Source organism: Hoeflea sp. BAL378, assembly GCF_000759435.1.
GTDB lineage: Bacteria > Pseudomonadota > Alphaproteobacteria > Rhizobiales > Rhizobiaceae > Hoeflea.
On sequence record NZ_JRJG01000159.1, the window covers coordinates 20,412 to 38,349 of the forward strand.

General features: G+C 66.8%; 17 protein-coding genes and 1 tRNA gene. 6 read left to right on the plus strand and 12 right to left on the minus strand.

Going from position 1 to position 17,938, the window contains the following annotated elements; translation table 11 throughout:
• Positions 1 to 214: 214 nt before the first annotated feature.
• The gene (locus LL06_RS23840) at positions 215 to 553 is read right to left on the minus strand and encodes a TIGR01244 family sulfur transferase (RefSeq protein ID WP_035532946.1); all 339 of its coding nucleotides are present in this window, start codon (positions 551 to 553) and stop codon (positions 215 to 217) included.
• A gap of 123 nt (positions 554 to 676) precedes the next feature.
• The gene (locus LL06_RS23845; protein ID WP_052161874.1) at positions 677 to 892 is read right to left on the minus strand and encodes a (2Fe-2S)-binding protein; all 216 of its coding nucleotides are present in this window, start codon (positions 890 to 892) and stop codon (positions 677 to 679) included.
• 179 nt (positions 893 to 1,071) lie between these two features.
• Here LL06_RS23845 and LL06_RS23850 point away from each other — a divergent pair, with 179 nt between their 5' ends.
• Entirely contained in the window at positions 1,072 to 2,754 is a 1,683-nt protein-coding gene (locus tag LL06_RS23850; protein WP_162835381.1) for an iron ABC transporter permease, read from the plus strand.
• A 40-nt stretch (positions 2,755 to 2,794) separates the two neighbouring features.
• Here the strand turns inward: LL06_RS23850 and LL06_RS23855 are convergent, their stop codons facing one another.
• On the minus strand, positions 2,795 to 3,445 hold the full coding sequence (locus tag LL06_RS23855) for a pyridoxamine 5'-phosphate oxidase family protein (protein WP_152599752.1): 651 nt from the start codon (positions 3,443 to 3,445) through the stop codon (positions 2,795 to 2,797).
• A gap of 298 nt (positions 3,446 to 3,743) precedes the next feature.
• Here LL06_RS23855 and LL06_RS23860 point away from each other — a divergent pair, with 298 nt between their 5' ends.
• Complete coding sequence (locus LL06_RS23860; protein ID WP_152599753.1) at positions 3,744 to 4,463, plus strand: hypothetical protein; 720 nt, start codon at positions 3,744 to 3,746, stop codon at positions 4,461 to 4,463.
• 95 nt (positions 4,464 to 4,558) lie between these two features.
• On the opposite strand, the gene LL06_RS23865 is transcribed toward LL06_RS23860, so the two are convergent.
• From LL06_RS23865 to LL06_RS23900, 8 genes are all read right to left on the minus strand, one after another.
• Positions 4,559 to 6,298 (minus strand): alpha/beta fold hydrolase, encoded by a 1,740-nt coding sequence (locus tag LL06_RS23865; protein ID WP_035532952.1) that lies wholly within the window; start codon positions 6,296 to 6,298, stop codon positions 4,559 to 4,561.
• 100 nt (positions 6,299 to 6,398) lie between these two features.
• Positions 6,399 to 7,226, minus strand: coding sequence for a sugar phosphate isomerase/epimerase family protein (locus LL06_RS23870; RefSeq protein WP_035532954.1), 828 nt, complete (start codon positions 7,224 to 7,226; stop codon positions 6,399 to 6,401).
• A gap of 11 nt (positions 7,227 to 7,237) precedes the next feature.
• Positions 7,238 to 8,056, minus strand: a complete 819-nt coding sequence (locus LL06_RS23875; protein ID WP_035532956.1) for a carbohydrate ABC transporter permease — start codon at positions 8,054 to 8,056, stop codon at positions 7,238 to 7,240.
• Positions 8,053 to 8,925, minus strand: coding sequence for a sugar ABC transporter permease (locus LL06_RS23880; protein ID WP_035532958.1), 873 nt, complete (start codon positions 8,923 to 8,925; stop codon positions 8,053 to 8,055). The genes LL06_RS23875 and LL06_RS23880 overlap by 4 nt, the downstream gene beginning before the upstream one ends.
• A gap of 60 nt (positions 8,926 to 8,985) precedes the next feature.
• Positions 8,986 to 10,260: an ABC transporter substrate-binding protein gene (locus LL06_RS23885; RefSeq protein ID WP_035532960.1), complete on the minus strand. Its 1,275-nt coding sequence runs from the start codon at positions 10,258 to 10,260 to the stop codon at positions 8,986 to 8,988.
• On the minus strand, positions 10,247 to 11,329 hold the full coding sequence (locus LL06_RS23890; RefSeq protein ID WP_052161875.1) for an ABC transporter ATP-binding protein: 1,083 nt from the start codon (positions 11,327 to 11,329) through the stop codon (positions 10,247 to 10,249). Before LL06_RS23890 ends, LL06_RS23885 begins: the two co-directional genes overlap by 14 nt.
• 103 nt (positions 11,330 to 11,432) lie before the next feature.
• Entirely contained in the window at positions 11,433 to 12,032 is a 600-nt protein-coding gene (locus LL06_RS23895) for an NUDIX domain-containing protein (protein WP_035532962.1), read from the minus strand.
• A 294-nt stretch (positions 12,033 to 12,326) separates the two neighbouring features.
• Positions 12,327 to 13,361 (minus strand): Fe(3+) ABC transporter substrate-binding protein, encoded by a 1,035-nt coding sequence (locus LL06_RS23900; protein ID WP_035532964.1) that lies wholly within the window; start codon positions 13,359 to 13,361, stop codon positions 12,327 to 12,329.
• 303 nt (positions 13,362 to 13,664) lie between these two features.
• On the opposite strand from LL06_RS23900, the gene LL06_RS23905 reads away from it, so the two are divergent.
• From LL06_RS23905 to LL06_RS23915, 3 genes are all read left to right on the plus strand, one after another.
• Complete coding sequence (locus LL06_RS23905; protein ID WP_035532966.1) at positions 13,665 to 14,558, plus strand: NAD(P)-dependent oxidoreductase; 894 nt, start codon at positions 13,665 to 13,667, stop codon at positions 14,556 to 14,558.
• Between the two features lie 234 nt (positions 14,559 to 14,792).
• Positions 14,793 to 16,037, plus strand: coding sequence for a GGDEF domain-containing protein (locus tag LL06_RS26610; protein ID WP_052161877.1), 1,245 nt, complete (start codon positions 14,793 to 14,795; stop codon positions 16,035 to 16,037).
• 231 nt (positions 16,038 to 16,268) lie between these two features.
• Complete coding sequence (locus LL06_RS23915) at positions 16,269 to 16,547, plus strand: hypothetical protein (protein WP_035532968.1); 279 nt, start codon at positions 16,269 to 16,271, stop codon at positions 16,545 to 16,547.
• A 187-nt stretch (positions 16,548 to 16,734) separates the two neighbouring features.
• Here LL06_RS23915 and LL06_RS23920 read toward each other — a convergent pair.
• Positions 16,735 to 16,809, minus strand: a tRNA-Ile gene (locus LL06_RS23920).
• A 223-nt stretch (positions 16,810 to 17,032) separates the two neighbouring features.
• Here LL06_RS23920 and LL06_RS23925 point away from each other — a divergent pair.
• Positions 17,033 to 17,791 (plus strand): SIMPL domain-containing protein, encoded by a 759-nt coding sequence (locus LL06_RS23925; RefSeq protein ID WP_035532970.1) that lies wholly within the window; start codon positions 17,033 to 17,035, stop codon positions 17,789 to 17,791.
• Positions 17,792 to 17,938: the final 147 nt, after the last annotated feature.

A 17,938-nucleotide genomic window follows, 5' to 3' on the forward strand; every position in this document is an offset into this window, starting at 1 on the left:
TAGATGTGCCCGGGTAATTCCGGAAGGCGAGGAGTAAACGCCGCTACGGCCGGAAAAGTTCCGGCCGTCTGCAAATCATGAAAAGGATGGAACATATGGGTCCGAAGGCCGGCCCTGCGACGTATCGCAGCAGGCCGCCCGAGGGCCCGGCGGGCGCAGAGCGGCGCCGGAACCGGGAGAAATCATCGACCGGCCGGAGACCGGCCGGCTGGGCTCAGTTGCGCATATGCGCCGTGTGCTGGAAGATCGCGGTCGAGCGTGCGCCCGAGCGGCAGTAGCCGAGCATTGGCTGCGGCAGTTCCTCGAGCGCGTCCACCATCTCGCGCACCGCCTCGGCGGTCACGCCCATCGGGCCCACCGGGATATGGCGCATTTCGATGCCGAGGCCGGCGGCGGCCTGCTTGATGCTCGCGAAGCTCGGCTGGTCGGCGGCCTCGCCGTCGGGGCGGTGGCAGACGATCGACTTGAACCCGGCCGCCTTGATCTCGGCCAGGTCCTCGACGGAAATTTGTCCTGTAACGGAATAGGTCGGCGTGATCGGGCGAAGGTCCATGGTGTCGTCTGCCTCAAGAATGCGGCGCTCAAGCCTGCCGGGTGCGCCGTGACCGGTGTATCGGCTCTGATTTAGGCATTGGCCGCGGTGGCGTCAATGCGCGCAGGCGTCGCGCCCACCGCATCAGCCCTCCTGGCGGTGATCGGGACACACCCGCCTTGTTACCTCGGCGATGATGTCGACCACGTCGGGGAAACAGCCGCAGCAGCGGCCGCGCATGCGCATGGCGTGGTACACCGTCGACGGCACGATCAGCCGCCAGGGATCCTCCGCCAGCAGTCGCTCCACCGCCGCCGCGATCTCGGCGTCCGACAGGATGTTGCACTGGCAGACGATCATGCTCTCTTCCGGGTGCGCGCGCGCGGTTGACGCTAAAACCTGTATGATTTACTCCACAATCTTTGTCCCAGGCGCGTGGCGCTGTCAAATCCGTTGTCAAACCCGTAAAGACCGGACAACGTCCAAACGCTGAAATCATGCCGCCGCCAGCTCAACCGGTCCGGCGCCAGACTTGAGGAATGAACCGGACAGTGGGCGAACGCGCACTCAAGATTGCCGCCTGGATCGTATCGCTGCTGTGCCTGGCGCCCATCGTGGCGGTGGCGGTCGCCGCGGCGTCGGGCACGCTCGACACCTGGAACAGCCTGATGGCCACGGTGCTGCCGCGCTATGCCTGGACCACGGTCGAACTGGTGGCGCTGGTGGGCCTCGGCACCGGCGTGGTCGGCACCGCCACGGCCTGGCTGGTGACCACCTGCAGCTTCCCGTTCCGCCGCACCTTCGAGATCGTGCTGGCGCTGCCCTTGGCCTTCCCCGCCTATGTGCTGGCCTATGCCTACACCGATCTGCTCGACCATCCCGGCGCCGTGCAGACCGCGCTCAGGGATCTCACCGGCTGGGGCCCGCAGGACTACTGGTTTCCCGAGGTCCGTTCGCTCGGCGGCGCCGCGGCGATGCTGGTCTTCGTGCTCTACCCCTATGTGTACCTGCTCGCCCGCGCAGCCTTCCTCAAGCAGTCGCCGACGGCCTATTTCGCCGCCCGCACGCTCGGCCACACGCCCTGGTCGGCCTTCTGGCGGGTGAGCCTGCCGATGGCCCGCCCGGCGATCGCCGGCGGCGTGATTCTCGCGCTGATGGAGACCATCGCCGATTTCGGCACGGTGGCGCATTTCGGCGTCCAGACCTTTGCCACCGGCATCTACGCCGCCTGGTTCTCGATGGGCGACCGCATGGCGGCCTCGCAACTGGCGCTGTGCCTGCTCATCGTCGCGCTCACCTTTGCCCTGCTTGAACGCGCCCAGCGCGGCGCCGCCAAGCGCTTCCCCGCCGGCTTGCGCATCGAGAGCATGGAGCGGCACCAGTTGCGCGGCGCGCGCGCCGCCCTCGCCTTCACCGCCTGCGCGCTGCCGGTCGCCATCGGCTTCGCCATTCCGCTGGCCGTGCTCACGGACATGGCCATCGGCGCCGGCGCCTCGCCGTTCTCGCCGCGCTACATGGGCTATGTGCAGAATTCGCTGACGCTCGCCGCGATCACCGCGCTGGTCACCGTCGCCTGCGCCATCATCATCGGCTTTTGCGCCCGCATCGCGCCGAGCCTGGCGGCGCGCTTCTCCGCCGCCGCCGCCGGCATCGGCTACGCGGTTCCGGGCGGGGTCATCGCCGTGGGGCTGCTGGTGCCCTTCGCAGCCCTCGACAATGCGGTCGACGCCTGGGCGCGGGCCAATTTCGACGTCTCCACCGGCCTGTTCTTCACCGGCTCGATCGGGCTTCTGGTGGTGGCCTACATGGTGCGCTTCATCGCCGCCGCGCTCGGCGCCTTCGACACCGGCATCTCGGCGATAAGACCCAACATCGACGCCGCCGCCCGCACCCTCGGCCGCACATCCGGCCGGATGCTGATCGAGGTGCACCTGCCGCTGCTCCGGCCGAGCCTGCTCACCGCGCTGCTGATCGTCTTCGTCGACGTGATGAAGGAGCTGCCCGCCACGCTGATCATGCGGCCGTTCAACTTCGACACGCTCGCCGTCCAGGCCTACCGGCTGGCGTCTGACGAACGGCTGCAGCAGGCCGCCCTGCCCTCGCTGATGATCGTCGGCTTCGGCCTGCTTCCGGTGGTGCTGCTCTGCCACACCATCGGCAAGAGCGGCCGCCCGCAGAAGCTGGTCCGCCCTAGGGTCGACGCGCTGGTGCCCAGCGCCTGAGGCGGGACGCCCCGGCGAGGCCGGCCAGGGCTTGACCCGGCTAGTAGAGCGACTTGCTGTAGTCCGCTTCCAGCCCCTCGTCGAGCTTGCGCATCTCCTCGGCGTCGTCCGGCGCGCCGGTGGTCTGGTCGAGGATCATCTTGACCAGCGACGGCATCTCGGCGCGGTCCTGGCGATGCGCCGGATCCCACAGATGCGAGCGGCGGAACGCCTTGGCGCAATGCAGGAAGGTCTCGCTGACGCGGACCACGATGGCGAGCCTGGGCGCGCGGCCATTCACGCTCATGCTCTCGAGCAGCTCCGGCTCGGTGACCAGCGTCGCCTGGCCGTTGACCCGCAGGGTGTCATCGTAGCCGGGGATGATGAACAAAAGCCCCACGGCCGGATTGGCGATGATGTTGCTCAGGCTGTCGAGCCGGTTGTTGCCGGGCCGGTCGGGGATCGCCAGCGTGTGCGCGTCGAGAATCCGCACGAAACCGACATGGTCGCCGCGCGGGCTCACGTCGGCGCGGCCCTTGCCGTCCTGCGTGCCGAGGCACAGGAACGGCGACCGGCTGATGAAATCCTGCGCATGGGTGTCGAGCGCGCCCAGCATCTTCTGGACCGCCAGCTCATGGGTGGCGTGGAACAGGCTGCGAAGCGAGGCTTCGTCCCTGATCATGTGGGCCGGATCAATCCCGAAGTCGCTCATCTCTCGCCTCTCGAATGATGGTCATGGCTGCCCGCAAGCGGTGCTCAGGGCTCGAGTGTTAACCCGTCCCGGCGTCGAGGTCCATCGGGCCGACGGCAGTCCGCGGCGCTTCCCTACCGGACCGTCGAGCCCGCCCCGGCCGCAAGCACTATACCCCCGCCGGGTTATTGTCAGGGCCGACCCCGCCCGTCTTACTGATGCCGGGACACGAGACAGGGCGATCAGCGGCCGGTGCGATGGGACGGATCATATCGCCCGACGCCGTGCCTGTCCGTTCATGACCAGGGGGCAAAGACTGATGATGATACCGCGCACACTGAGCCTGATGGGCGTCCTCGCCCTTGTGGCCGCCTGCCAGAGCCCGTCGCAGACGGCGAGCGCCGGCGCCGCATCGCCCGGGACCTCGGCACCTTCCGCACCGGCTTCGGCGACCGCCGGTCCGCAGGTCACGACGGTCACCGCCTTCGCCGCGACCCAGTCGAGCCCCGGTGCCTGCACCATGCCGCTTGCCGGCGGGCCGCCGCCCAAGCCCGACAAGGGTGCCGATTTCGCCAAGAACGCGGTCGGCAAGAACCTGGCCCGCAATGTCGGGCGCAATGTGCTGGGCAGCATGATCGGCGGCGGCGTCATCGGCGCCACGGTCGCAAGCCAGGTGGTCCGCACCGAGCAGGACCTCGGCGGCAAATGGATGGTGACAGACGGAAGCTCCAATTGCGGCTGCGAGATCCAGGTCCGCACCGGCGCGGGCGTCATCGCCCAGGGCTTCGGGACCGCCAGCGGCTACAGGCTCAAGGACGCCAAGGGCGGCAACATGTCCAACATTTCCTGCTCGAACCCGCACCTGGCCCAGGTCCGCAGGTTTGCGCTCGGATACAGTTTCACCGGCTATGACGCGGTCCTCGCCATCGAGGGCGGCAACGGCCAGCCGGTGGCCCAGCTCAAGCGCGACGGCATCAACTATTTCTCGGGCGCGCTGGCCGACGGAACGCCGGTCACCATGTGGCGCCGCGGCGGCTGACCAGGATAACGCAGCCCCGGCTGCATCCCGGTTCATCCTGCGAAGGGTGATTGCAAGCGTGTCGCGTTCGAACTGGTCCTTGGACGCGACACGCTTCAGCCGGCGACCGCCTCGGCGATGACCCGGTGGAAGATATCGCTGTGCGACAGATGCATGGTGTTGCCGCCGTTCTCGACCAGTTCGACGGGCGCGCCGCCATGGGAGGCGACGAACTCCTCCAGGAAATCGGCGCGAATGATCGGGTCCTGGGCGCCGTGCAGCCACGTGATCGGGCATGTGAGCCTGAGGTAGTCGGCCTCCCAATCGGCCATGGCGGCCTTGCCGTCGTAGATGATGGCCTTCGCGCCCTGTTCGATCATGTGCAGGATTCCAGCCTCGCAGATGGCGTAGATGCGCGGATCCTCGAAATGGGCGAGGTCCACCGGCGAGTTCGAGAACAGGTGCTCGGCATAGGGCTTGAGGCCTTTGCGCAGCCAGTTGACGATGCCGATATGGATCATCGTCTCGAGGATCCGCGGCGTGTACTTGACTCCGAGCGCGGCAATCCGGGTCTGCATGCTCATGTGCGGCAGATGTTTCTTCTCATCGATGGGAATGCCCGCGCTCACCATCACCATGTTCCTGGTCTGGGAGCCCAGCGCGTGGGCGATCCGGCAGGCATGGCTGACTCCGCCCTGATGCGCCACCACGGTGACCGGCTCGCGGGTGATCTGGGGCAGGAGCAGCATCACGTCGTCGATGACCACCTGGTTGAAGTCATCCCAGTTTTGCGGCGCATCCGTCAGTCCGAAGCTCGGCCGCGACGGCGCGATGATCTGGATGCCGTCCCGCCTGAAGGCTTCGATCATGTCGGCCGGGAAGAACGGACCCTGGACCAGCCCGTGGATGAACAGCACCGGCTTTCCCGCGGGATCGCCGAACACGCCGTAGCTGATCCTGCGGCCGTCGGGACGGATGAACGTCCTGTCCGGCCGGGCGATTGCCGCCGTCTCGACGCGCGGGCTGGCGGGCTGGCTCTTCCCCGGATCGACCAGCAGCCCGTAGGTCGTGGCGAGAACCAGAAGGTCGGTGATCTTGCGGCAGCCGGACTTGCGCAGGATCGCCTTGGACTGCGTCTTGATGGTTTCGACGCTCCGGCACCGCGCCTCGGCGATCTCGGTCTGGGACATGCCGTTGAGCAGCGCGGCGAGCACATGGGTCTCCGACACCGACAGGTCGAACATCGACTGGCAGAACTCCAGCGCCTCGACGGTCCACTCGAAATGCACGATCGACACCGCCAGGCCGCGGGAGCCGGTGCCGCGGGCGGCTTCCGCACTCACCCATTTGCCGCATTTGGCCAGATGCGCCGCCGCGTCGTCCTTGCGCCTGATCAGGCAGATCTGATTGTTGAACCCGCCGGTCGCAACCGCGCCCTTGGCCAGTTTCTGCAATTCCGCCCGGCAAGCGGGTTCAAGGTTTAGCTTGCGGATCGGGACCGGAAAGTCCTGGCCGAAAAAATCCTTCGCCCGGGCATTCCCCTCCACCATCCCGGTCGCCGGATCGATCAGCAGCGTGCTGAGCGCCGGGCTGGCGATATTGCTCGGATGCGACCTGTTCTCCAGCTCGCGCTCGTCGAGCAGCCGCTCGATGCGGGCGAGATGGCTGGAAATGGTCTCGTTGTTCTCGTAGTCGGCCGCCGTCAGCGCATGGGCGGAGAAATCATCCGGTTTGATGAAGTAGAAATCATGCGCGGCCTCCATCAGGTCATGAAAGCTGTCCGGACGAAAAGGCGCGTCATAGGCCTTGTCCAGCAGGTTCAGAAGTCGATCCGAATGTGAAAGCGTTTCCTGCATGGACCCGAGACCCTGCCCCTTGAGATGTCGAGCGACTCCCTTGGTCTATTTTTGGCCTGATGCGACCTGCTTTGGCAACGCCCTTTTGACATCGCGACCATCATCCCCGCCCGTCGGAGGAAAGCAGGCTTTCCAGCCAGCGCACCGTGGAAGGGAGCCGCTCGGGATTGCGCCGCACCTCGAGGATCAACCGCGGCGTCTCGGCGAGCGCGTCCAGGGCCGCGAGCAGCGGCGGCCAGTGGATGCGTCCCTCGCCTGGATGCCAGTGGCGGTCGGCATAGCCGTCGACGTCCTGCAGGTGGACATGGCCGAGGTGGCCCGCCGCGGCGTCGATGAAGTCATTGACCGGCGGCGCGGTGTAGCGGCCATGGGCGAGATCGGCATGGCCGGTGTCGATCGAGACCCTGAGGTTGGGATGGCCGATCGCGCGCACCAGATCCACCCGCGTCGCCGGATCGGTGTCGTCGATGTTTTCGAGCATCAGCGTGCAGCCGATGCCGGCGGCGCGTTTGAGCACCGGTTCGAGACAGTCCGCGGCCGCCGCAAACATCGACCGCTCGATGTCGGGATAATTGCGCCGGTTGAGCACGTGCCAGTAGGTGAACGGGCTGTGGATCACCATGTGGGTGGCCGACAGGCTTTCGGCGATCTCCAGCCCCTTGAGGAACCGCTCCTGGATCACGGTGCGGATGGCGCGGTCGGGATTGGCGAGATCGAGCCCGAAGAACGGGCCGTGGATGCCGCGCTCGCCCCGATGCGGCGCCAGCGCGGTTCTGTACTTGCCGACGAGCTCCGAGCAATCGCCGGCGATCACCTCCGGGAAGACGAAATCCTGGATCTCGATCGGCCGGTCGGCCTCGCAGATCCAGTCCCGCAGGGTCGTGTAGCCGTCGAATTTGACGGCCGCGCCGAAGGTCGAAAGGGTCATCGGATCAGTCCTTATTTGATGCCGGCGCGCATGAAACTTTGCACGAACTGGCGCTGGAACAGCAGGAACCCCAGCAGCAGCGGCGCCGAGGTCATGAGCGTGGCGGCGTTGATCACCGCCCATGCGGTGCCGCTGTCGGTGGTGGCGAAGATCGACAGGCCGACGGTGAGCGGGCGCGTCTCGACCGAATTGGTGATGATCAGCGGCCAGAGGAAATTGTTCCAGTGATGGCTGACAGAGACAAGCCCGAAGGCCAGCATCGCCGGCTTGCCCAGCGGCACATAGACCCGCCACAACAACCCCAGGAGCGAGCAGCCCTCCACCCGCGCCGCGTCGTCGAGTTCGCGCGGGATGGTCATGAAGGTCTGGCGCAACAGGAAGATGGCGAAGCCCGAGGCGAAATAGGGCAGCCCGATGGCGATGATCGTGTCGACCAGGCCCAGCGCCCGCATGGTCTTGTAGTTCTCGACCAGCAGGATGTCGGGCATCACCAGGAGCTGCATCAGGATCAGCGTGAACAGGATCGTCTTGCCGGGGAATTCCAGCCGGGCAAAGGCGAAGGCCGCGAGCGTGCACAGCACAAGCTGCGCGACGAGGATCATGGTGACCAGCAGGATGGTGTTGAGGAAATAGCGCGCGAACGGCGCCTGCGACCAGGCGGAGGCAAAATTGTCGAGCGTCAGCGGCGCGGTGAGGTCGAACCGCGCCTCGAAGGCGGCGGGATGGAACGCGGCCCAGATCGCGTAGAGCAGCGGCAGGATCCACACGAACGCCAGCAGCGCGCCGCCGCCGCGGATCAGCACGCGGTCGAACAGGGTCTCGCCGATCATTTGTAGTGCACCCGTCTGTCGGCGAGGAAGAACTGCCCGATGCCCACCACCGAGAGGATGGCGATCAGCACCACCGTCAGCGCCGCCGCGTAAGCCGTGTCCCAGAACCGGAAGCCGGTTTCGAAGATGTAATAGAGCAGCAGCATGGTGGCGCTGTCGGGCCCGCCCTTGGTCATGACGAAGACATGGTCCACCAGCCGGAAGGCGTTGATCACCGCATTGACCGACACGAACAGCGTGGTGGGCATGATCAGCGGCAGCGTCACCAGGCGGAAGAAGGTCCAGCGGCCGCAGCCCTCGATCGCCGCCGCCTCGCGCAGCGACTGCGGGATCGTCTGCAGCGCGGCCAGGAAGAAGATCATGAAGAACCCGGCCTCCTTCCAGATCGTCACCGCGGCCACGGCATAGAGCGCGGTGTCGGGCTGGCCCACGTAATTGGCCGACGGCAGGCCGACGACCAGGCGGATCTGGTCGATCAGGCCGAAGCCCGGCGCATAGAAGAACAGCCAGATATTGGCGACCGCGATCAGCGGCAGCACGGTCGGCGTGAAGAACGCCATCCGCATCAGGCTCACACCCCTGAACGAGCGGTGCACCAGCAGCGCCATGGCGAGCGACAGCAGGATCGAGGCGGGAATGGTGATCGCCGCATAGACCGCGGAATTGACCATCGCTTTGATGAAGATCGGATCCTCGAGCATCTTCCGGTAGTTGCCGAGCCCCGTGAACACCGCCGCGCGACGCCCCTTACCTGTGGTCCAGAAACTGTCGATGAGGGTGGTGACGGCGGGCAGATGCGTGAAGGCGATCAGGAACACGAACGCCGGCAGCAGCATGAGCCAGGCATGAATCCAGGTGCGGCGGTTCATGGACGATCCTAAACGGAAAATGGCGGGGCGCACGCCAGGGTGCGCCCCGCCGGGAGGGCATCAGCGATAGGCGGCGAGGATCGCGTCGGCTTCGGCCTGGGCGGCGTCGAGCGCCTCCTTGGGCGACTTCTGGCCGGTGATCGCGGCTTCGAGCGCCGAGTTGAGGAGCTGCGTCACCTTGGGCCCCTCGAAGGTCGAGAGTTCCGCGACCGCATAATCGAGCTGGTCGCGGGCCACCAGCGCCTGCGGGAAGTCCTTGACGTAGTCCTTCATCGTCTGGGTTTCCCAGACGTCGGGGCGCGGCGCGACATAGCCGGTGGCGATCGTCCACTTGGCGGCCTGCTCGGGAGCGGTCGCCCATTTGACGAAGTCGGCAGCCGCCTGCAGTTCCTCGTCGGTCGAGCCCTTGAGCAGGTAGAAATTGCCGCCGCCGGTGGGGGCGCCGTTCTTGGTGAGACCCGGCAGGAAGCCGACGCCGAAATCGAAGGGCGCGTTGGTGCGCACATTGGTGAGGTTGCCGGTCGTCGTCCAGATCATCGCCGCCTGGCCTTCGAAGAAGGCCTTCGGCGTGCCGCCCCAGTCGAGGATGCCGGGCGCCATCACGCCGTCGGTCGCCGACAGCGCCACCAGCGCTTCGAGCGCGCCCACGGCGGCGTCCGAATTGAAGGTGACCTTGGTGCCGGTGTCATCGGCGAGCAGGCCGCCATTGCCGGCGACGATGCCGGTCCAGAGCCAGGACGGGAAGCCCGAGGACGGGATGTGGACGCCCCACTGCGTGACGTTGCCGCTCGCGTCCTTCACCGTCAGCTTCTTGCCCATCTCCACCATTTCGGCCCAGTTGGCCGGACCCTTTTCCGGATCGAGGCCCGCCTTGGCGAAGGCTTCCTTGTTCCAGTAGAGAACCGGGGTCGAGCGCTGGAACGGGATGCCCCAGGTCTTGCCTTCGGTCTGGCTGTTGGCCATGAAGGCCGGGTAGAAGCCGCCGATCCAGCTCTCTTTCTCTTCTTCCGTGACATAGGCGTCCCAGGCCACGATCATCTCCTCGTCGATGAAGGTGAACATGTCGGTCGACAGCGAGATGATGAGCTGCGGCGCGTTGCCGCCGCGCACGGCGGTGATCGCCTTGGTGGTCGTGTCGGCATAGGAGCCGGTGTAGATCGCGTCGATCTTCACGTCGGGATGGGCGGCCATGTAGTCTTCGGTCAGCGACTGGATCGTGCCGGCGGCGGGGCCGCCGACGGCGACGGGGAAATAGAATTCCAGATCGACGGCGGAAGCCGCGCTCGCGAACAGCGTCAGCGCCGAGGTCGCCAGAAACACGTTAAGCAGTCTCATGGGTGAAGTCCTTCTTGGTTGGGGATGGGGAGGCGAAATCGAACCCGGCCAGCCGTTGGCCGCTGGCCGCATCGAACAGGCTCTGGCGCTCGGGCGCCCAGCCCAGGGCAAAGCGCGCCGGCGGCGGCGCGGCACTTGCCGGCAGGCGCAGGATGAAGTCGGTCCCGCCCAGCCGGGCCGAGACGAGGCGGTCGGCGCCCAGATACTCGACGCCGCGCAGCTCGGCCTCGGGACCGGTCTCGGCGAGGAAGAGGTCTTCGGGACGCAGGCCGACCAGATGCTTGCCGGTTCCGGGAGGAACGCCGTGCCGGCCCCCAAACAGGGCGACTGGAAACAGGTTCATCGGCGGCGTTCCGATGAAGCCCGCGGTGAACACGGTCGCGGGCCGCGCATAGACTTCCTCCGGCGTGCCGACCTGCTCGATCCGGCCGGCATTCATGACGATGATCCTGTCGGCCATGGTCATCGCCTCGATCTGGTCGTGGGTCACATAGACCACGGTGAGCCCCAGCGCCTGCTGGATCGCCCTGAGCTCGACGCGCATGTCGGCGCGGAGCTTCGCGTCGAGGTTGGAGAGCGGCTCGTCCATCAGGCAGATCGGGCGCTCGCTGATCACCGCGCGGGCCAGCGCCACGCGCTGCTGCTGCCCGCCCGACAGCTCCGAGGGCTTGCGGGCAAGAAGCTGCGACAGGCCCATCATCGCGGCCACGGTGTCGAGCCGCTTCATGCGTTCGGCCTTGGCGACGCCGCGGACCCTGAGCCCGAAGACGATGTTCTCGAGCACCGTGAGGTGGGGAAACAGGGCGTAGGACTGGAACACCATCGACAGCTCGCGCAGGCTGGGCGCCTTGCCGCCGACATCGGCGCCGCCGATGCGGATCGCGCCGCTGGTCTGCGCGTCGAGACCGGCGATCAGCCGCAGCAGCGTCGACTTCCCGCAGCCGGAGGGTCCCAGAAGCACCGAGAATTCGCCCTTCCGGAGGGAAACCGAGACATCGTCGAGCGCCGCCGTCGAGCCGAACAGGCGCGACACATTCTCGATCTGGATCTGGGCTTGGCCGGTCTGCATGGCCGTGCAGGAACCATGATTGCGTGAACCCCAGATGACGGCCTTGCGAAGCTTTTATGTCAGTGGCGCGGCCCGGCCGTGACGGACGGGATATCCACGGGCATCAGAGGGAGAGGCCCTGCTCTCTCATCCGCTCGATCGCCTTGCGCTGCAGCAGGATGATGGTCTTGGCATCGCGAATCTCGCCGCTTTCGATCATGTCGAGGGCGTCGGCCAGCGGCACGTGCAGGACCTCGATGTCCTCGCCCTCGTCATAGTCTCCACCGCCTTCGGATTTGCGGTGGCTGTCGGAGTAGACGCCCTCGAAGAAGGCCAGGTATTCCGTGACCGATCCGGGGCTCATGTAGACATCGAAAAGATGCCCCAGCTTGTCGATCTGGTAACCCGTCTCCTCGATCAGCTCGCTTCGCATCCGCTCCGCGGCCTCCGCCCCGTCCAGCAGTCCGGCGGGAACCTCGATCAACGACAGCTGTCCGCCGTTGAGAAACGCCGGCAATCGAAACTGGCGCGTGAGCAGCACGCAGCCGGTCTCGGGGTTGAACAACAGGCAGGCGACGCCATTGCCCCGGTCATAGGCTTCCCGCGTCTGGCGTTGCCATTCGCCGCTGCGACGTCTGAGATCATACTCATGTTTCGTCAGCTTGCCCCAGTCGTCGGAAAGCACCTCGCTCGAAACCAAGCGCACCGCATCCTTGTCATCCACTCTCGTATTCCCCTTTCCAGGTCGCATCCATGAGAACGCCGGGACCTGCCCGGCTCAGCGCCCGCGCCGCGAGACGTTGCGGCGCAACTGCTTTTCCACCGTGATGTTGGCGAAAAGCAGCCCGCCCGGCGTCATGGCGATCCCGGTCCGGACAAGAACGCGCGGCGGTTCCCGTCCACATCCCCTGGCAGCCGCATCGCCCAACAAAAAAGGCCCGGACGCCAAATGTCCAGGCCTTTTCCGTGCGCCGGGGAAGCGGTCATTCCCCCGGAGCGTGATGCTGTCGGCGCAAGCCTACTTGTAGCCGACCTCGTTGTAGATTTCCTGGGCGCGGGCCTGGTTCTTGCCGAGTTCGTTGAGGTTGAGCGTGTCTGCGGTGAAGCTGCCCAGACCCTCGACCACCGAGGAGGCTGCGACGCCTTCGACCACCGGATACTCGTTGTTGCCGTTGGCGAAATAGGACTGCGCCGAATCGGAGGTGAAATATTCGAGCAGCTTGACCGCGTTGTCGCGGTTGGGCGCATGCGCCGCCACGCCGGCGCCCGAGATATTGACATGGGTGCCGTTGCCGCCCTGGTCGGGGAAGACGATGCCGATCTTGTCGATGCCTTCGGTGAGCCCGTCGACCTGTCCGGCGACGCCGCGGGCGAAGTAGTAGGTGTTGGAGATGGCAATCCCGCATTCGCCCGAGACCAGGCCCTTGAGCTGGTCGGTGTCGCCGCCCTGCGGCTCGCGCGCCAGATTGTCCTTGAGCCCCTGGGCCCACTGCTTGGCGGCGTCATCGCCATTGTGGGCGATATAGGCGCCCAGCAGCGACAGCATGTAGATGTTGGAGCCGGAGCGGGCGCAGATCAGGCCCTTGTACTTGGGGTCGGCCAGCGCGGCGTAGGTCTGCGGCGGCTCGCTCACCTTGTCCTTGTTGTAGAAGATCACCCGGGCGCGCTTGGAAATGCCGAACCAGTGGCCTTCGGGATGGCGCAGGCTCTCGGGAACCCGTTCGTTGAGCACCTCGGAATCGACCGCGGCCAGCAGGCCCGCCTGGTCGGCGCGCCACAACCGGCCGGCATCGGCGGTGATGAACACGTCGGCCGGGCTGTTGGCGCCCTCGGCCTTCATCCGCTCGATCAGCTCGTCTTCCTTGCCCTCGATCAGGTTGATCTTGATGCCGGTGGCCTCGGTGAAGTCGCTGTAGAGCCGCTCATCGGTGTCGTAGTGGCGCGACGAGTAGATGTTGACCTCGCCCTCGGCCTGGGCAGGCGCGGCGAAGGCGGCAAAGGCCGCGACAGAGGCGAGAAGCGCCAGGAAACGGGGGGCGGCGGCGTGGGTCATGAGGTCCTCCAGGTGGATATAAACTTGAGTTTCTGGATCATGTTTATAAATCCGCCCTTTTGCTGTCAACCGCCGCGGCGGCAATAAGCTGAGTTTTCTCCGAAGGTTTTCTGCGGAGGACAAGGGCGGATCGGGAACGCCGCCGCGCCGCCGCTTGCAACGGGGCCGGCAAACTGGAAAGGTAGGCGCAGGAGGCGTCTGAACAGCGCACGGCGCCGGACCGGGATCGCGCGACGGGCCGCGGGGCCGCCCGTGCTCCTTCTGTTCGGTTCCTTTCCCGGCAATCCCATTCGGAGGTGAGACATGACGCACGCAAAGGAAACCGTCGGCTTTGTCGGCGTCGGCCTGATGGGCCACGGCATGGCCAAGAACATCGTCGAGAAGGGCTATCCGCTGACCGTGCACGCCCATCGCAACCGCGCCCCGGTCGAGGATCTGCTCGGCCGCGGCGCGACCGAGGCCGCATCGCTCCAAGAGATGGCGGGCGTCAGCTCGATGATCTTCCTGTGCCTGACAGGGTCGCCCGAAGTCACCGCCGCCGTGGCGGCCCTCAAGCCCGGCCTCAGGCGCGGCAGCGTCATCATCGACTGCTCGACCAGCGACCCCACCGTCACCGAACGGCTCGCGGCCGACCTGGCCGACATCGGCGTCGACTTCGCCGACGCGCCGCTCAGCCGCACGCCGAAGGAGGCCTGGGAAGGCAAGCTCGACTGCATGGTCGGCGCCACCGATGCGGTCTTCGCCCGGATCGAGCCGGTGATCGCCGCCTGGGCCGGCAAGATCGTCCATGTCGGCGGCGTCGGTGACGGCCACAAGATGAAGCTGCTCAACAACTTCATCTCGCTCGGCTATGCGGCGCTCTATTCCGAGGCCTTAGCGATGTCGCGCAAGGTCGGCATTCCGGCGGCCGCCTTCGACAAGGTGATCCGCGGCGGGCGGATGGATTGCGGCTTCTACCAGACCTTCATGGGCTATGCGCTGGAGGGCAACCGGGAGGCGCACAGGTTCACGCTGAGCAATGCCTACAAGGACATCCGCTACGTCGAATCCATGGCCAACGCCGCCACCCTCTCCACCACCATGGCCAGCGCCGTCAAGAACTGCCTGGCCAACGCGGTGGCCAATGGCGGCGACGGACCCGAGGACTACCTGCCGCACCTCGCCGATTTCGTCGCCAGGGCGAACGGCATCGACTGAGGCCGGGCCTCAACCGCCGCGCCCGATCACTTCACAAAATTCCCGACGCCGGCATCCGCGGGGCCGCCGGCGGCGCCGCGTCCGCGCCGCCTTCCGTCCTTGTGGCAATGCATTGTTTACGGGTGGCTTTTATAGTGCTGCCGGAAGCCAGAAACAGCCACCGCTCCCTCGTCCGCTTCAGGCATCGGCAAGGCGGCACGACGGCGGCGCAAGACGCCAGACAGGCACGGTATCATGCGTTTTCTTGAGATGTGGAATCCGTACACCTTCGTCGGCCGCGAGATCGCGTCCGACCGGCAGGTGGAGGAAACCCTGCGTGAGCTTTACAGCAGCAAGCCGCACATTGCCGCCGCAACCGGGATCGGGCTCGCGAGCCTGACCGCCGGCCTCTCCGGCGCGGTGTGGACCGGCGTCCTGGCGACGCTGGTCGCGCTCGTGTGCCTGGCCTTCCGCATCGTCATCGAGCGCCTTTTCCTGGCCCGCGCCCCGGGTGCCCTGGATCCGAAATGGATGCGGCTTTTCGTCACCGGATCGCTGCTGTCGGGCTTCGGCTGGGGCCTGTCCGGCGCCCTGCTGCTTTACGGCGCCTCCCCGGCCACCCAGACCATCACCGTGGCGGTGGCCTGCGCCATTGCCCAGGGCGCCGCCGGCAGGGCCTACATGATGCCCGGCACGGCCTTCATCAACATCGCCTTCGTCATCGGCCAGTTGAGCATCGCCGCCGCCGCCGACGGCAACTTCGTCTTCCTTCCCGCGGGACTCTTGTACTTCTCCTTCCTGTCCTCCTTCGTCCTGCGAATGGTCAGGAACCGGCTGCGCCAGCTCCGCAGCGAGCAGACCGCCGACCGGCTGCTGGCCGAAATCACCGAGAAGAACGAATTGCTCCGCATCGCCAACGAAGCCCTGGCCACCAAGGCCTATGAGGACCCGCTGACCGGGCTCGCCAACCGGCGCAAGTTCGACCGCGTCTTCGCCGAGGCCGTGGCCGCAGCCCAGCGGGACCGCTCCGCCCTCTCGCTGATGATGATCGACGTCGATCACTTCAAATCCTTCAACGACACTTACGGCCACCAGGCCGGCGACGAATGCCTGCTGTCGCTGTCGCGGGCGATCAAGACCGCCATTTCTGGCAATGGCGGCCTGCCGGACGACGGCAGCCTGGTCGCCCGCTATGGCGGCGAGGAATTCGTGGCCCTGCTGCCGGGCGAGGACCGGGCGGGCGCCCTGGCCATCGCCGAGCGCGTCCGCCTCGCCGTCCGGCTCACCGCGCTCGACGCCCTGCCCAACGCGCCGCCGCGCCAGACCGTCAGCATCGGCCTGGTCTCCTGCCTGGCCGGCCCGGCAACGACGCGCGAAGCCATGCTGGCGGCGGCCGACGAGGCGCTCTACGAAGCCAAGAAGCAGGGCCGCAACCGCGTCTGCGTCGCCGCGACACCGGGCGACACACGGCTCAAGGCCCTGTCCGGCGGCACCGCCTGAACCTCACGCGCAAGCCAGATAGGTCGCCGCGCCGCCGGTGAGCCCCGCCCCGGGACGGCGGAGGGCGACGGTGGGCGAACCCCATCCGCTCAAGCCGGGGCGGATCGGCGTGGCGGCTCACGCAGCCATTTTTGCGGACCCGTTGATGTCCGTCAATGAATTCAGACCGCGCCTCTCCTCGATATTTCATTATCGGAATATGTCCGATGCAACGACGCAAAGGGGCAAATCATGGTCAATTGGCATGCAGATGCGCGGTCCGGCGCCGCAAACCGGGACGAAAAAGTCGATCGCTCGCGCCTCGTGCTGCTGGGAGCGCTCTCCGCCACGGCGGCGGGCAGCGGCTGCGGCAGCCCGCGGGAACTCGGAATGGATGTTTCGGACGAAAACGCCCACGCAGATCCGAAGCGCTACGTCGGCCCCAGCAAATCGCCCAAAATAAAGCCCCTCCCCGAGACGCCGACCGTGGGCGGCGAAGGCGGCGAGGGCGGCGGCGGCGGCAGCCACTGATCCTGCCTCATAGCCCCATGGCGCCGGCAGCGGTCGCTCCGCCATGCGGGCCGAGGCGGCAGACCGGGCGACCGGCGCGCAACAAAGGGCGAAGGATGTTGACCGAGCCGAGCCCGGCGATGGCGCACCCGGGTGCCGGGACTGACCGGTGCGGACACCGAGTCTCACCAGACATGGCCGTAAAGTGTGGTGGGCCCGGCAGGATTCGAACCTGCAACCAAGCGGTTATGAGCCGCCGGCTCTACCATTGAGCTACAGGCCCGGGAGTCTGCGCGGCGTCCGTGGCCGCGCGAGCGGCATGACGGCGCGGGCCCCGGCCGGACTGGCGGTCCGGACGCAGGCGGTTTAGACCATAACGGTAGCCATCACAAGAGTTTGCACACCGGCTTTGCGGCCCTTGGCGGTGGCGGCCGCCGCAATGCGTCCACATTCGCGGGCCACACATTTGCCCATAGGGACATCGCTTCTCAGATCGGAGACATTTCATGACCTCATCCTTCCCCCTCGCCCGCCGGATGGTTTTTTCCAGCGCGCTCGCCGCCACCCTGCTCGCGGCCGTGCCGCAGGCCTTCGCCCAGGAGGCCAAGGCGCCCGAACCCGGCCTGATTTCGGTCTCCGGCGAAGGCGTGGCCGCCGCCGCGCCCGACATGGCGCTGATCTCGCTCACCGTGCTGCGCGAGGCCGAGACCGCGCGCGCCGCACTCGACGCCAACAATGCGGCGATGACCGAGGTGCTGGCCGCCATGAAGCAGGAAGGCATCGCCGAGCGCGACCTGCAGACCGGCGCCTTCTCGATACAGCCGCGCTGGGTCTATCCGCAGAACCAGAACGGAGGCACCGAACAGCCGAAGATCGTCGGCTACACCGTGACCAATTCGCTCTCGGTGCGCATCCGCGATCTCTCCCGCCTCGGCGCCATCCTCGACAGTTCGGTGAGCCTCGGCGTCAACCAGGGCGGCGACGTGATCTTCACCAATGACGACCAGGAGACGATCCGCGACGCCGCCCGCAAGGACGCCATCGCCAAGGCCAAGGCCAAGGCCGAGGCCATGGTCGAGACGCTCGGCGTGTCGCTCGGCCGCATCACCCAGGTCTCGGAGAACTCCTATTCCGCCCCGCCGGTGCCGATGATGCGCGCCGAGATGGCGATGGCCGCGCCGAAGGCCGATTCCTCGGTTCCGGTCGCTTCCGGCGAGAACGAATACCGCGTCACCGTCAGCGTCACCTGGGAAATCGCCCAGTAGCCGCGGCACCCGATGGGCGGGCCTGACAAAGGGCCGGCCGCCGGACAGGACAAGACCCCGGGGCGCGATGCCCCGGGGTCTTTGCGTTGTGGGAAGGGGACCGGACTAGCGGCGGAAGCCGATCACCGGGCAGTTGCGCTCGTTGGC